This is a genomic window from Paraburkholderia sp. JPY419, from assembly GCF_050435705.1.
GTDB lineage: Bacteria > Pseudomonadota > Gammaproteobacteria > Burkholderiales > Burkholderiaceae > Paraburkholderia > Paraburkholderia youngii.
On record NZ_JBNDKV010000004.1, the window covers coordinates 1,294,169 to 1,309,125 of the forward strand.

14 protein-coding genes are annotated in these 14,957 nt (G+C 64.6%); 8 read left to right on the top strand and 6 right to left on the bottom strand.

Annotated elements, in window-relative coordinates:
- Nucleotides 1-120 precede the first annotated feature (120 nt).
- On the top strand, nt 121-273 hold the full coding sequence (locus QFZ91_RS34430) for a hypothetical protein (protein ID WP_008921009.1): 153 nt from the start codon (nt 121-123) through the stop codon (nt 271-273).
- Nucleotides 274-296: 23 nt separating this feature from the next.
- On the opposite strand, the gene QFZ91_RS34435 is transcribed toward QFZ91_RS34430, so the two are convergent.
- From QFZ91_RS34435 to aepX, 3 genes are read right to left on the bottom strand one after another with little or no spacing between them, the layout of a single operon-like run.
- Nucleotides 297-1,364 carry a 2-aminoethylphosphonate aminotransferase gene (locus QFZ91_RS34435; protein ID WP_429569953.1) on the bottom strand — a complete coding sequence of 356 codons (1,068 nt, stop codon included), beginning with the start codon at nt 1,362-1,364 and terminating at the stop codon, nt 297-299.
- A 23-nt stretch (nt 1,365-1,387) separates the two neighbouring features.
- On the bottom strand, nt 1,388-2,575 hold the full coding sequence (aepY, locus tag QFZ91_RS34440) for a phosphonopyruvate decarboxylase (protein WP_429569954.1): 1,188 nt from the start codon (nt 2,573-2,575) through the stop codon (nt 1,388-1,390).
- Nucleotides 2,572-4,299, bottom strand: coding sequence for a phosphoenolpyruvate mutase (gene aepX, locus QFZ91_RS34445; protein WP_429569955.1), 1,728 nt, complete (start codon nt 4,297-4,299; stop codon nt 2,572-2,574). Before aepX ends, aepY begins: the two co-directional genes overlap by 4 nt.
- A 551-nt stretch (nt 4,300-4,850) precedes the next feature.
- Here aepX and QFZ91_RS34450 point away from each other — a divergent pair.
- Nucleotides 4,851-6,392 carry a methyl-accepting chemotaxis protein gene (locus QFZ91_RS34450; RefSeq protein ID WP_429569956.1) on the top strand — a complete coding sequence of 514 codons (1,542 nt, stop codon included), beginning with the start codon at nt 4,851-4,853 and terminating at the stop codon, nt 6,390-6,392.
- Between the two features lie 323 nt (nt 6,393-6,715).
- Nucleotides 6,716-8,455, top strand: a complete 1,740-nt coding sequence (locus QFZ91_RS34455) for a peptidoglycan D,D-transpeptidase FtsI family protein (RefSeq protein WP_429569957.1) — start codon at nt 6,716-6,718, stop codon at nt 8,453-8,455.
- Between the two features lie 40 nt (nt 8,456-8,495).
- On the opposite strand, the gene QFZ91_RS34460 is transcribed toward QFZ91_RS34455, so the two are convergent.
- On the bottom strand, nt 8,496-9,611 hold the full coding sequence (locus tag QFZ91_RS34460; RefSeq protein ID WP_429569958.1) for a diguanylate cyclase: 1,116 nt from the start codon (nt 9,609-9,611) through the stop codon (nt 8,496-8,498).
- A 345-nt stretch (nt 9,612-9,956) separates the two neighbouring features.
- On the opposite strand from QFZ91_RS34460, the gene QFZ91_RS34465 reads away from it, so the two are divergent.
- A complete protein-coding gene (locus tag QFZ91_RS34465) occupies nt 9,957-10,211 on the top strand; it encodes a DUF2866 domain-containing protein (protein WP_013091226.1) in 255 nt (84 codons plus the stop codon).
- A gap of 16 nt (nt 10,212-10,227) precedes the next feature.
- Here the strand turns inward: QFZ91_RS34465 and QFZ91_RS34470 are convergent, their stop codons facing one another.
- The gene (locus tag QFZ91_RS34470) at nt 10,228-10,857 is read right to left on the bottom strand and encodes a 2-hydroxychromene-2-carboxylate isomerase (RefSeq protein ID WP_429569959.1); all 630 of its coding nucleotides are present in this window, start codon (nt 10,855-10,857) and stop codon (nt 10,228-10,230) included.
- A 40-nt stretch (nt 10,858-10,897) separates the two neighbouring features.
- Nucleotides 10,898-11,524, bottom strand: a complete 627-nt coding sequence (locus tag QFZ91_RS34475; protein ID WP_176384309.1) for a LysE family translocator — start codon at nt 11,522-11,524, stop codon at nt 10,898-10,900.
- Nucleotides 11,525-11,638: 114 nt separating this feature from the next.
- Here QFZ91_RS34475 and QFZ91_RS34480 point away from each other — a divergent pair, with 114 nt between their 5' ends.
- The 4 genes from QFZ91_RS34480 (at nt 11,639) to QFZ91_RS34495 (ending at nt 14,902) form a co-directional block, all read left to right on the top strand.
- Entirely contained in the window at nt 11,639-12,280 is a 642-nt protein-coding gene (locus QFZ91_RS34480; RefSeq protein WP_429569960.1) for an IMPACT family protein, read from the top strand.
- Between the two features lie 177 nt (nt 12,281-12,457).
- Nucleotides 12,458-13,039 carry a hypothetical protein gene (locus tag QFZ91_RS34485; protein ID WP_429569961.1) on the top strand — a complete coding sequence of 194 codons (582 nt, stop codon included), beginning with the start codon at nt 12,458-12,460 and terminating at the stop codon, nt 13,037-13,039.
- A gap of 108 nt (nt 13,040-13,147) precedes the next feature.
- Nucleotides 13,148-13,768 carry a LysE family translocator gene (locus tag QFZ91_RS34490; RefSeq protein WP_429569962.1) on the top strand — a complete coding sequence of 207 codons (621 nt, stop codon included), beginning with the start codon at nt 13,148-13,150 and terminating at the stop codon, nt 13,766-13,768.
- Between the two features lie 156 nt (nt 13,769-13,924).
- A complete protein-coding gene (locus tag QFZ91_RS34495) occupies nt 13,925-14,902 on the top strand; it encodes a 2-dehydropantoate 2-reductase (protein ID WP_176107661.1) in 978 nt (325 codons plus the stop codon).
- The last annotated feature ends 55 nt before the right edge of the window (nt 14,903-14,957 follow it).

Here is a 14,957-nt window from a genome sequence, read left to right on the forward strand (position 1 = left end):
GACCGAGCAGGAAGCGCGGCGAGCGCCTACGCTTGAAGACAGATAACCGACGCGGCGGCGCCCATCGACGGTAACAACCGCCCACGCCGACCCGCGCATTTCAACCGCAAGGGTGACGCAATGAGCTACGACATGCACACCAGCCCGATTCCCGACCCGAACGCCGATCCGAACCGCGACCCGGAAGCCGACCCGCTGGTGCCGCCGTCGCCGGGGCATCATGTCGAGGAGCCGCAGCGGCCTGACGGGCCGCCGGACAAGGACCCGGTGTAAAGGCAGCCGCGCTCGACGCAGCGTCAGCCTGTCAAGTCGCTGAAGCCCTGCAGCAGGCGGTCGATATCGGCCGCGTGAATGTTGCCCATCGTCGAGATGCGGAACAGCTCCGCCGACAGCCCGCCCTGCCCCGCATAGATCACGAAGCCGCGCGCCTTCAACGCGTCGTGCAGTTGCGGATACGCGATACCGTTGGGCAAGCGGTACGCGCGCAACACCACCGACGACTCCCGAGCCGGCAACACGCTGCCGATGCCGCGCGCGGCCAGGCCCGCGCGCACCTGCCCGGCAAGCGCCGCATAGCGCGCATGACGCGCGCGCCAGCCGCCTTCGTCGGCGAGTTCACGCAGCGCCTCGACCAGCGCGTAGTACGCGTGCACCGACGGCGTAAACGGCGTGTTGCGCTGATCCTGCAAACGCGCGAGCCGCGCGAGATCGAGGTAGTACGTGCGGCTCGCCGCGCGTGCGAGCGCCGCGCGCCGCACCAGTACGAACGACGCGCCCGGCACGCCATGCAGGCACTTGTTGGCGGTCGCCGCGAGCGCGTCGAGGCTCGCGTCCGCAAAATCGATCGCTTCGGCGCCGAAGCTGCTGACACCGTCCACCAGCAGACGCAGGCCGCGCTCGCGGCACAATGCGCCGAGCGCCAGGATGTCGTTCAGACGGCCCGTGGTCGTTTCGTGATGAATCACCGCGACGTGCGTGAACGACCTGTCGGCATCGAGCCGGTCGGCGATCTTCGCGAGATCGGGCGCGGCCATCCAGTCGTGCTTCAGCGCTTCGTGCGCGATGCCGTATTGCGCGGCGATCTGCGCGATGCGCTCGCCATACACGCCGTTTTCGACGACGAGCAGCTTGCCGTTTTGCGGCACCAGCGCGGCCGTCATGCTCTCGACGGCGGCCGTGCCGGAACCGGTCATCAGCACTGCCTGCCATTCGTTCGGATCGAGCTCGTACACGTCGACGAGACGCGTGCGCGCCTCTTCCTGCAGGTCGAAAAATTCGCTCTCGCGATGGCACAAGTCCGTCTGCAACAGGCTGTTGCGGACACGTTCGGTGAGCGTCACCGGGCCGGGATTGAGCAGCAGCATGCGCGCTCCTGTTGGCATAGGGTTCAGATCGCGCCGATGTGGCGCATCAGGCGCGTCTTCACATCGGGCGGCGTAATGGTCGGGCGCGGCAGGCCGTCGGGCGTGCCGCGGCGGATCGTCAGGCGTGCGAAGCGCGGCCCGTCGAGCGGCGGCGCGGCGAACAGTTCGTCGATGACTGCCGGATCGTCGCTCTCGACCGCCGACGCGTAACCGCACGCGGCCGCGACACCCGCGAACGACACTTGCGGCGACACTGTCGCCTGGCCGCCGGTCGAATCGTGCGCGCCGTTATCGAGCAGTACGTGCGTGAGGTTCGACGGACCGTACGCGCCGAGCGTCGCGAACACGCCCATGCGCATCAGCGCGGCGCCGTCGCCGTCGAGCGCGACCACGCGCAGGTCCGGGCGCGCGAGCGCGAGGCCGAGCGCGAACGGCGTCACGCAGCCCATCGAGCCGACCATGTATAGCTGGTTCGCGCGATCGTCGATCGCATAGAGCTCGCGGCCGCAAAAACCGGTCGACGCGAGCACCACCGTCGAGTCGAGCGGCGTATGCGCGATGACCTTTTGCAGCGCGTCGTGGCGCGTTGCGAGTTCGTTCGCGGCGATATCGCCGAACTGCGCGCGGAACTGCGCGCGGAACTGCGCACGAGGCTCGAGCGGCGTGCGCCGCGCGGGCGCGCCGCCGTCCTTCAGTTCATACGGTGCGACGCTGCCCTTCTGCATCACGAGCGCGTACGGACGGCCGGTGGCGTCCATATGCGCGATCGCGCGATCGAGAGCCGGGCCGATCGCGGCGGCCTCGGTCGGGAACGTCTCCCACGGAATTTCCATTGTGTCGAGGATCGCCGGCGTGATCGGGCCCATCAGCGCGTGTTGCGGCTCGTCGGCAACCCCCGGCTGGCCGCGCCACGTGACGATCAGCAGTTGCGGCAGGCGGAAAGTCCAGGTCAGCGAGGTCAGCGGGCTGACCGCATTGCCGAGCCCGGAGTTCTGCATCATCGTGATGCCACGCCGGCCGTTCTTCGCGCCGAGCGTGACGCCCGCGATCAACGCGACCGCGTCGCCCTCGTTGGCCGCCGACACGTAGTGCAGCGATTCGTCCTGCAGCACGTAGTTGATGAACGGCGTCAGATACGAGCACGGCACGCCCGCATACCAGTCGAAACCGCGCTCGCGCGCCGCCTCGACGAACTGTGCTGCTTCGATCATTGCGCGCCTCCGTGTGCATCGTTCGCCGTTGCGCCGCCGACGGCCGTCGCGAACGGAGCCTGCGCGTGCGCGAAGTCGCCCGCGCGGCGGAAATCGTCGAGATCGTTGACGCCGCGCCAGTGGCCGTGCACGTATTGCACCTCGATCGACTCGCCCGCTTCGATCAGCGCGTTCAGCAGCGCGGGCATGTCGAGCGACGCGAAATCGTCGCGCGTCCGCAACTCGCGCATCACCGCTTGCAGGCGTTCAAAACCCGCGCCGCGCACGTTCAGCAGCCCCACCCAGCGGCCATGCGGCACTTGCGCGGCGCTCGCCGCCGACGACTGCTCCCGCCCGCTCGCGACATGCCGCAGCACGACCTTGTTGCCGAACAGACCGCGATCGTCGGCGGCCGAGCACCACGCGAAATCGCGCACGCTCGCGTTCTCCGTATCGGTCAGCGACGAATCGACGACCACGCTGAAGGCGGCCTCGCTTTCCACCAGATCGCGCAGGATGTAGCTGCGAAACAGCAGGTCGCCGTACGAAATGACGGTGTCGCCGCTCAGTTTATCGAGTGCGCATGCGAGCGACGCGAGCTCGCCGGTCTGCGCGTGCTGCTCGTTGACGACGAGGCGAATGCCCGCGGTATCGATCGCGTCGGCGCGATAGCCGCCGACCACGGTGATGTCGTTGACGCCCTGCTTCTTGAACGCGTCGACGAGCCAGCGCAGCAGCGGTTTGCCGGCGATCGGCAGCATCACCTTCGGACGCTCCCCGGTCAACGCTTCAAGGCCCTTGCCGCGGCTCGCGGCGAGCACGACGGCCGAGCCGGCCGCGCGGCCGCCCGACAGATAGCGGTCTTCGGCCTCCGAATATTCGTCGGCGTTCTGCAAACGGAAGATTTCGTTGACCGCCGCGATGCTGTCCTCGACGTTGACGAGCGTCTCGCTCACATGGATTTCCTTCGCGACCGCCTGCATCGCCGAGGTCGCCGCGCGGATCAGATGGTTCGCCCAGATCACGGTGCTGATGCCCGCTTCGCGGAACACCTCGGTCGGCGTGCTGTAGTACTTGGTCGGCACGATCACGAGCGGCGCGCGGCCGGCCCATTCGCGCGCGAATTCGAGAATCTCGTCGGGGCGCGACAGCTTGCTATGAATCAGGATCGCATCGGCGCCGGCCCGTCGATACGCTTCCGCGCGGCGCAGCGCTTCGTCCATGCCCCAGCCCGCGATCAGCGCCTCGACGCGCGCGACGATCGAGAAATGCTCGTCGTTCTGCGAGTCCTTGCCGGCCTTGATCTTGCCGCAGAATTCGTCGATATCGGCAAGCGGCTGCGCCTCGCCATTGATGAAGCTGTTGGTCTTCGGAAACTGTTTGTCCTCGATGCACACGCCGGCGATGCCGCGCTGTTCGAGCTTGCGCACGAGGCGGCGCACGTTGTTGAAGTTGCCGTAGCCGGTGTCGCCGTCGAGCAGGATCGGCAGATCGCTCGCGTCGGCCATGAATTCCAGCGTATCGACCACCTGCGTCCAGCTCGCCTCGTTGTTGTCGCGCACGCCGAACTGCGCGGAGATCGCGAGACCCGAGCCCCAGATCGCCTTGAACCCGGCTTCGCGAACGATGCGCGCGGACAGGCCGTTATGCGCCTCCATCATGAATTCGAGTTCACTGCTGACGAGCATCTGGCGCAGGCGCGCACTGCGGGACTGGGAAACGAAAGCGGGTTCGCGTGCATTCATTCTTCGGGACTCCTGGTGGCGGGCGGATGCCGTTCTTCTATGCCCGGCTGGCAATCAAAAAAGGGCGACTATAGCGGAATTTTTTATGGCGAATCTTTTGGAATGCCGCAGCGATTTTTCGTGGTTGCTCTTAAGTGGAAAAATGTGTCGTTTTTTGCATACGCCGTCATTTAATGGGATTTTTGCAATTGGATTGGCGTTTTGTGGAATGTTGATGCGAACCTTGCTGGATTTGGCTCGGCAGGTTGTCCGGCACTTCGTGCTGCCCGTTTTATGTCGATTTTCGTGCGCATTTTCTAATCGCTTCGCTTTACCAAAAAACGCCGGTTAATTCAGATTCCCGGATATTGCGCAATTGTCTTTTTCAGATTGAGCGCGCACGAGCGCCATTAAAAGTGTTAATAGAATCCGCTTATTAATCAGATGAATGGCGATGCAAAACAGCGGGTTTCCCCTGCCTCGACCAACTCGATTTCCCGCCGTTAACACAGCGAGCGGCATCCGACCGCGAACCACTAGACCCTAAGGCCAGAAATCCCATTCCCCTCGCTATGACTCTGAACCGAAAACTGACGTCGATGATCGCCGTGCTGTGGATTGGCCTGATCCTGATCGGCGCGTTCGGCGCGTGGCAGAACCGCGCGTCGATGATCTCGGACCGACGCGAGCAATTGCGCTCGCTGATCGAAGAGGCCAACCACGTCACCGCCCATTACTACGTGCTCGCGCAGCAGCATGCGCTGTCCGAGGACGACGCGAAAAAACAGGCGCTCGCGACGCTCGGCGCGATGCGCTACGGCAAGGACGGCTACCTGTCCATCAACGACTCTCAGCCGGTCATGCTGATGCATCCGTTCAAGCCCGAACTGATCGGCAAGAACCTCGCACAGTTCGCCGATCCGGCCGGCAATCATCTGTTCGTCGATATCGTCAACGCAGGCAATCACGACGGCGGCGGCTTCGTCGACTATCTGTGGGCCAAACCGGGCAGCGAACAGCCCGTTGCGAAGACCAGCTACTCGATGCACTTTGCGCCATGGGACTGGTACCTCGTGACCGGCATGTATATGGACGACGTGCAGAGCGCGTTCTACCGCAACCTGCTGCGCTGGCTGGCGATCACGGTCGCACTCGGCGCGCTCTCCACGGTCGTGATGCTGATCGTGCTGCGCAGCATCCGCCGCTCGCTCGGCGGCGAACTCGAAGCGGCGGTCAAGCATGCGCGGCTGATGGCGCAAGGCAATCTCGCGACGCCGGTGCCGATCGCGCCGCACGACAACAGCAGCCTGCTGCATGCGCTGCGCACGATGCAGGCGGGACTCGTCGACACGGTCTCGCGCGTGCGCCAGGGCACCGAGAACATCAACGTCGGCGCGAACGAAATCGCCGCGGGCAACACCGACCTGTCGCAGCGCACCGAGGAGCAGGCGGCGGCGCTCGTGCAAACCGCGTCGAGCATGGATCAGATGACGGTCAACGTGAAGCAGAACGCGGACAGCGCGAGCCAGGCCGCGCAACTCGCGAGCGACGCCGCGAACGTCGCGACGCGCGGCAGCCGCGTCGTCGACGACGTGGTGCGCACGATGGGCGAGATTACCGCAAGCTCGCGGCAGATCGGCGACATCATCGGCGTGATCGACGGCATTGCGTTCCAGACCAACATCCTCGCGCTGAACGCGGCCGTCGAGGCGGCCCGCGCCGGCGAACAGGGCCGCGGCTTCGCGGTGGTCGCGGCCGAAGTGCGCAGCCTCGCGCAGCGCTCGGCGACGGCCGCCAAGGAGATCAAGGCGCTGATCGAAACCTCGACCGATACCGTCGAGACGGGCGCGTCGCTGGTCGCCAACGCGGGCGCGACGATGGGCGAGATCGTGCAGTCGGTGCGGCGCGTCAACGAAATTCTCGAAGAGATCAGCCACGCGTCGCGCGAGCAGAGCGCGGGCATCGAGCAGGTCAATCGCGCGGTCGGCGAGATGGACCAGGTCACGCAGCAGAACGCGGCACTGGTCGAAGAGGCCGCGGCCGCCGCGCATTCGCTGAAGGACCAGGTCGGCGTGTTGCGCGACGCGATTGCGAGTTTCGCGTTGCCGGCTTGACGCTTCTGCGCCGCGCCCGCGACGGGCGCGCATAAAAAGAAGGCGCTCCACAGGCAGGGAGCGCCTCATCAACACGCCGCGTCGGAGTCGACGCATCAATCGAACGAATCAGCCGCGCGGATTTTGCAAGTCCGCGCGGCTTTTCGTTTTTGAGCTTCGGCCCGGCTAGCGGTTGCTCGAAGACAAACACTTCTTCTTTCACATTCCTCGCATTTTAATTACGTTTTATTTACACTCGGCCCAGCGAAAGTCCTTGCCGCCAGGCCACGTGGTTTTGGCGGCCCTGTTCAACCGAAGGTACGTAACGTCCGCTGCCCGCCGCCATGATCCGCCAGAAAAAACCTCCGTCACCCGATCCCTATGCGTTAGCCGCGAAGAACCCGCTGCTCGATGCGCGGCTGCCCGCGTGGCGCTCGAAGTTCATCGTGCTGCTCGTGTTCGCCGCGTTCGCGACGCTCGCCGCCCGTGCGTTCTGGGTGCAGGTCGTGAATCAGGACTTCTACGTCGACCAGGGGCAGAAGCGCTATCAGCGCCTGCTCGAACTCGACGCGACGCGCGGCCGGATCGTCGATCGCAATGGTTCGATGCTCGCGGTCAGTCTCGCGACGTACGAAATCTGGGCCACGCCGAAGCTCGTCGACGAAAGCGCGTTCGCGCCGCTCGCCAGGCTGCTCGATCTGCCGCCCGCGGAACTGCGCAGGCGTCTGAACGGCGAGCGCAGCTTCGTGCTGCTCAAGCGCCAGCTCGATGCCGACACCGCCGAGCATCTGTCCCGACTCGGGCTCGTCGGCATCACGCAGGTCGCCGACACCAAACGCTTTTATCCCGAGGGCGAGTCGGCCGCGCACGTGGTCGGCTTTACCGACATCGAGGACAACGGCCAGGAAGGCGTCGAGCTGGCCGCCAACGCGCAGCTGCAAGGTGTGCCGGGCCAGCGCGAGGTGATTCGCGACCGGCTCGGCCGCGTGATCTCGGAGACGCGGCCGCTCGTGCCCGCGCGCAACGGCGCGACGATCCAGCTGACGATCGACCGGCGCATCCAGCAACTCGCGTACACGCAACTCAAAGCCGCGATCGCGGAGCACCGCGCCGAAGCGGGCAGCGTGGTCGTGCTCGATGCGCGCAACGGCGAGATCCTCGCGCTCGCCAACTACCCGAGCTTCGATCCGAACGACCGCACGCACCTGTCCGGCCGGCAACTGCGCAACCGCGCGGTGATCGACACGTTCGAGCCGGGCTCGACGATCAAGCCGCTCGTCGTCGCGCTATCGATCGACGAAGGCAAGGTGCGGCCGCAAAGCATCATCGATACCGCGCCAAGCTGGTATCGGATCGGCCCTGCCGTGATTCACGACACGTCGAATCACGGCGCGATGACGGTCGCCGAGGCGGTGCAGAAGTCGAGCAATATCGCGCTCGCGAAACTCGCGCTGAACCTGCCGGCCGAAACGATCTGGACCAAGTACCAGCAATACGGGCTCGGCATGAAGCCCGAGCTGCCCTTCCCCGGCGTGGCCGCCGGCAAGCTGCGGCCGTATAGCCGCTGGCGCCCGATCGAGCAGGCGACGATGGCGTATGGCTACGGGCTGTCGGTATCGCTGCTGCAGATCGCGCAGGTCTACACCGCCTATGCCGGCGACGGCACGCTGCGGCGCGTGAGCCTGCTGCGCGAGCCGCGCGATGCGGACGAGCCGACGCCGTTCGCCGCTCGCGGCGAACCGGTCACGACGCCCGGCACCGCGCGCGCGATCCGCAACATGCTCGAAATGGCAACGGGCGATGGCGGCACCGGACGCGCCGCGAGCGTGGCGGGTTATCGCGTCGGCGGCAAGACCGGCACCGCGCGCAAGCAGATCGGCGCGGGCTACGCGCCGAATCGCTATCGCGCGCTGTTCGTCGGTATGGCGCCGATGAGCGATCCGCACCTGATCGTCGCCGTGATGATCGACGACCCGGCCGGCAAGGCGTTCTATGGCGGTACGGTCGCCGGACCGGTGTTCAGCGGTGTGATGGGCGGCGCATTGCAGCTGCTCGGGGTGCCGCCGGATGCGGCCGGAGTGTGATCCCGCAGTTAGCGTTGTTGTCGGTTTTAATGCCGCTCGATCAGCCCTGCTCATCGAGCGCATCGGCGTGCGCCTCGATGCGATTGCGGCCGTTGCGCTTGGCCTGATACATCGCGCGATCGGCCTCGTCCATCATCGCCTGACCGAGCGACATCGCGTCGGCCGGGCTGCCCGCGACCACGCGCGCGGCCACGCCGATCGACACCGACAACGCAATGCGCTCGCCGCGCTCGTCGCGCACGTCGAGATTCTCGACTGCCAGCCGCACGCGCTCGGCGACGGTCAGCGCGTCGCTGCGATCGCCTTGCAGCAGCGCGGCGAACTCCTCGCCGCCATAGCGCGCGACGGTGTCGCCAAGCCGCACCTGCTGTCGCACGCAGGCCGCCACCGCCGCGAGCGCGCGGTCGCCGATCTGATGGCCGTGGCTATCGTTGATGCGTTTGAAACCGTCGATATCGATGAACAGACACGCGACCGGCGCGCGATAACGGACCGCGCGCATCAACTCCTCGCGCAGCCGCTCGTCGAAATAGCGGCGATTTGCGAGGCCGGTCAGCGCATCGGTCATGCCGAGCTGCTTGAGCCGCTCGCGATGCGCGACGTTGTCGAGACTCGCGGTGACGATGCTCGCGAAGCGCTCCAGGATGTCGGTGGCCATGCCCGCGCCGAAGCGCGCGGGGTCGTCGCTGCCGAGGCATAGATAGCCGCTGACGCTCCTGCCCGCGGCGAGCGGCAGCACGATCGCGCTGGCCGGCACCTGGGCCGGCACGGCGCCGAAGAACGCGCGGCGCGCGTCGCCGTCGAGCTCGCCAGGGCGGCCGAGCCACGGCAGATCGTCCTCGCACAAAGACCGCGCGATGAGACCACCCTCGCGCGAGGTCTTCAGCTGCGCATGACCGAGCGCTTGCAGGTTGCCCGGCTCGAGCAGTTCGAGCAGCATCGGCGCGCGGTCGTCGAGCCACAGCACCACGTTCGCGAGAGCGAACTCGCGCGGCAGATGGCTGAACAAGGTATCGAGAAACGACGCGAAATCCTGCGCGCCGATCAAATGCAACTCGACGTTCTGGAAGCGCCGCAACGTGCGCTCGTTGTGCTGCACGGTGTCGACGAGCGAGCGAAGGCGCTCGGAAAGCGGCGTTTGGGCGGGTTTCGTCACGATATCGGCAAGGCGGCCCTGAAGGCGAACGGGGTCGACGCCCCAACTCTACTGATAACGGCCGATCCGCCGGGGTCTTGAGGGCAGGCTCGCGACGCGTCGGCCGGCATGCGGGCGTGCGCGCCCACCGTTGTCAACGCTCGCTTGCATTCGCTTGCACTCGCTTACACGCTGAGAGATCCGTTTTGCGTAATGATTGCGGTTCTTAAGTTTCGCTTAATTGTTCGCTGCAAGTATGTACTTCATCCCCTGTTGAGCCGCCAGAACATCGGCGGCGTTTTTTCTTGAAGGGTGCCGAAAACGCGGCCGAGAATGGTCCCGCGCACAAGAAGAAGGAGGTAAATCATGGTTGAAGAGATGGTAGTCGAACACCTGCGTGCGATGCCCGGCCATCAATGGACTCGCCAGATTCATTCCTGCAAGGTCTCCGATCCGCTGCAACAGCCTTGGGGCCGTTCATACCGGCTCGTCGAATGGACGATGAAGCACGAGCCCGAATCGAGCCGCCGCGTCGTTCCCGCCGAAAGTACTCCACTCGAAATCGCCCAGGCCGTGGTCTCTCATGTACCGGGCCGGCGCTTCTGTCAGCAGGCTGATTGAGCGCTCCGTTCGACGTTCATTGGCGCGCCCCGATCGTGTCGCAGTAGTCCAACGCGTCCTCCAGTCTGTCATTTCCCCAGAACATCTCGCCGCCGACAAAAAACGTCGGCGCACCGAAGATGCCCTTGCTGATGGCCCGTTCGGTCTGCTCGCGCAAACGGAGCTTGTTCGCGTCGCTTTGCGCGGCGTCGATCATGCTCTGCACGGGTAAGCCAAGTGAGTCGAGCGCTTCGCTGACGACGTCGATCGAGCCGATGTCGCGGTCGCCGACGAAATTCAACTGCATGATCTGGCGGCACCAGGCGCCGATCCACGGCTCGTTCGCACCCAGCAGCGCGATGCGCATCGCAAGAAGCGCCGCGCGCGGAAACGTGCTGGGACGCGTGAGCGCAAGGCCGTATTTGCTGCATTGACGCTCCATGTCTTTCCACACGTATGCGCCTTTTTCTTTCTGCAATACGAAGGGCGAGTTCTCGAACCCAAGCTGGCGAAATACCGGGCCGAGCAGAAACGGCCGCCAGACGATCGTCACGTTGCGCGCGGCCGCCAACGCTTCGACCCGCATCATGCTCAGATAGCTGTAGTTGCTGCCGAAGTCGAACCAGAACTCGATCGCGCGCGCCGTCGAGATTGAGCCTTCATTCATGGCGGTCTCCTGAATCGCACGTGCCAGTCGCGCATCGACATCAGCGTGTTTGCACCGCCACGCGCAGGCCGAGCGAAATGAACAGTACGCCGATGAGCTTGTTCTGCCAGCGCGTCAACCACGTCAAACGCTTCACGAGTTTGCCCAATGGCCGCATCGTCAGGACGATCAGCGTCGTGTAAAGCGCGCTCATGGCAACGAAAATCAGCCCGAGCGTCGCGAACTGCAGGAACGTCGAGCCATGCTCGGGCCGTACGAATTGCGGCAGAAACGCGAGGAAAAACAGCGCCGTCTTCGGGTTCAGCACTTCGGCGGGAATCGCCTGCAAGAACGCCTTCGAACCCGACACCGGCGCGACGACCGGCAGATGCGCACTCGCCTGCTTTTCGCGCAACGCGCGAATGCCCAGATAGACGAGATACGCGGCACCGACGAATTTCACCGCATTGAACGCGAGCGCGGACGTCATCAGCAGTGCGGAGAGGCCAACCGCGGCGCCCAGCGTGTGCACGAAATCGCCGGCTGCGATGCCGAGACCGGTCAGAATGCCGGCCTTGCGTCCACCTTGCATGGTGCGCGTCAAAACCAGCAGCACGGCCGGGCCAGGAATCAGAAAGAGCCCGAGCACGACGGCAACGAAAGTCCCCAACGTGGATAGGTCAAGCATGTCGTCTCCTCGCGATGCGCAGCATCGAACTGATGGGCGCGCGTTCAGCGGACCATTGTAGTCGAACCCGCTAACCTGCCCTCGGCGCCTCGCTCGCGTGGACGATCCGTTACCATGTCGGACATCGCGGCGCGTACCGCGTGCTTTCTTTCATCCACCGACGTTTGCGCCTTGCCCACCTATACCCTGCCCGCGCCGCTGAGCGCGGAACTCGAGATTCGCAAGAGCCGCTTCATCGCGTATGCGCTTCCGGTCGCCGATCGCGATGCCGCGATGGCCGAATTGCAGCGTCTGCGCGATGAACATCCGGCCGCGACGCATGTGTGCTGGGCGCTGCTCGCGGGCGGCCAATCCGGCATGTCCGACGACGGCGAACCGTCCGGCACCGCCGGTCGGCCGATTCTCGAAGTGCTGCGGCATCACGATCTGGATGGCGTGCTCGCGGCCGTCGTGCGCTATTACGGCGGTGTGAAGCTCGGCGCGGGCGGTCTGGTGCGCGCGTACACCGATGCGATCGCGTCCGCGCTGCTCGACGCGCCGCGCGTCGAGAGGATTGCCCAGGTTTCGCTGGGCGTCGAAGTCAGTTATGCCGACGAAGCCAAAGTCCGTCGTTGGATGGACGCCGAAGGCTATGCACTGGTGGACAGCGCCTACGGCATGCTGGTGAAGATGACGATGCGCGTGCCCGCCAATGCGCTCGACAGCGCCAAGGCAACGTTGACCGATATCACGCAGGGAAAGGCGGGCTTTTTCTGAGCGGCTGCGGTCGAACGCCCTCCGGGCGTTGCCCCGATGTCCATCGCTATTGCGGCCCGTTATGATGGCCGGGCTGGCCAGCCAGACGCAAGGTTCGCTGCTACCATGCTGTTCTTCACCGGGCTGACTCCACTTAAAAGGGCAACTCCTCTGACTTCGACCGCCGCTTTCTCCCGCATGGCTGCTGCGCGTTCGCCGTTGAGATCCGTCGTGCTCAAGGGCTGCGGCGCCGTCCTGCTGCCCACGCTGTTGTCCGCGTGCTCGTGGTCATGGTTCGGCCTGAACAGCAGCGCCAGCGCGACGCACCCGAAGACCCACGGCACGGGCTCGCTCAGCGTCGCCCCTGCAAGCGACTTCGCGTATCTGCCCGCGCGCGACGGTCATGTCTCCCCGAACCGCATCGAAAACACCGGGATGACCGGGCTCGTCTTGAAGGACGAGGTCAGCCTGGTCGTGCGCAATGGCGTCGCGAACAGTCTGCGAGTGGCCGGTTTCCGTATCGACGACAACAAGCGCGTGCTCAGCGGCAGCATCGAAGCCTTCACGGTGGACGATAAGCGCTCGCCGGCGCTGTGGACGCTGAAGATGCACTACGTGGTCGTCGATGCGGCGACCAAGAGAGTCATGTACACGACCACGCGCACCGTGAAGCAGAAGTCGCCGAAATTCACCAGCAACACGATCGCGATCGAAGACACGGTCAAGCTCAGCGTCGATACATTGATCGGCGACCCTGGCTTTATCAAGGCGGTGAACTGAACACGCGGCCGGCGGAAGCGCGGCGCGGTTTCGCTACAATCGCGGTAACGCATCGCGCGCGATCCTCCGCGCGATGCATCGTGATCTCCCGTTCGGAATGCAGCCGTCATGTCCCTCACCGCCTGGCTATTCTTCTTGCCCGCCTGCTTTGTCATCAACCTCGCACCCGGGCCCAATAACCTGCTTTCGATCAACGTCGCCGCACGGCATGGCTTCATCAAGGCATTCGTCGGCGGCAGCGGCCGGCTGCTCGCCTTCGCGATGATGCTGGCGCTCGCCGCGACCGGTCTCGCCGTCGTGCTGCATGCGTCCGAGTGGATCTTTCTGACGATCAAACTCGCGGGCGCCGCTTATCTGATCTGGCTCGCGGTCCAGCTGTGGCGCAGCGACGCACCCGCCATCGATACATCGCAACCCCAGGAAGCCGCGCTCACGCGCATTGCGCGGCACGAGTTCTTCGTCGCGGCCGGCAATCCGAAGGCAATTCTGGTTTTTACCGCGTTTCTGCCGCAATTCGTCGACGTCGCGCAACCGATACTGCCGCAATTCGCCGCGCTCGGCGCGAGCTTCCTGGTACTCGAATGGGTCGCGATCGCCCTGTATTCGTGGGCCGGTATGTATCTCGGCAAGTGGCTGATGCGCGCGAAGATCCGCCGCTGGTTCAATCGGTGCTGCGGCGGCTTTCTCGCGGCGATCGGCGTGAGTTTTCTGCTGGTTCGGCGTGCCTAAGGTGAGGCCTTTTCATAACGAATAGCTAATACATCGGCGGAGAAACTTTAACTATCAGCTTTCGTTGCTCCACCTTATGCTCGAACCGTGACCGGCCGCGAAGTGATGCAATGCGGCATTGGGCGAACGGCTTTTTCATCGTCACGGAGCGACATCATGAAGATCTGCATCTTCGGAGCGGGAGCGATTGGCGGTTTAATGGGCGTGCAATTGGCGCGCGCCGGCGCGGACGTCAGCTTCATTGCGCGCGGCCCGCATCTGGCGGCCATGCGTGAGCACGGCGCGCGCCTCATCATGGATGGCGAAACATTCAGCGCGCCGGTGCGCTGTACTTCAGACCCAAGCGAACTCGGCGTTCAGGACGTCGTCATCGTCACGCTGAAGGCGCATTCGCTGCCCGGCGTGGTCGATTCGATGCAGCCACTGCTCGGCAAGCACACGGCGATCGTTACCGGCGTCAACGGCATTCCCTATTGGTACTTCTATCAGCATGGCGGACGCTTTGCCGGTACTCGGCTTGCAAGCGTCGACCCCGACGGTTCGCAGTGGACCAAGCTCGGCCCCGAGCGCGCGATTGGCTGCGTACTCTATCCGGCGGCGGAAATCGTCGAACCGGGGGTAATCAAACACGTGTACGGCAAGAAGTTTCCGATCGGCGAACCGAGTGGCGAACGCACCCCGCGCATTCAGCAATTGCACGAGATCATGCAGGCAGCCGGATTCGAAGCGCCGATTCGCGACAACATTCGCGACGAGATCTGGCTCAAGCTGTGGGGCAATCTGTGCTTCAACCCGATTAGCGCATTGACGCATGCAACGCTCGATGTCCTCACGAGCGACCCGGGCACGCGGGCGGTTTCACGCACGATGATGCTCGAAGCGAAGCGAATCGCGGAACAGTTCGGCGTGCACTTTCGTGTGGACGTGGAAAGGCGTATTGATGGCGCGGGCGCGGTCGGTGCGCACAAGACGTCGACGCTCGTCGATCTCGAGAACCGCAGGCCGATGGAAATCGATCCTTTGCTGACCGTCGTGCAGGAAATGGGCCGACTCGTTGCCGAACCGACACCCACCATCGACGTCGTACTCGCACTGATCAAATTGCGCGAGAAGATGGCTTTACAGGGTAATTGACCAGATACTCCTTTTCGTCTTGCACCACGACCGAAAGGATCGGATGCCATGCATC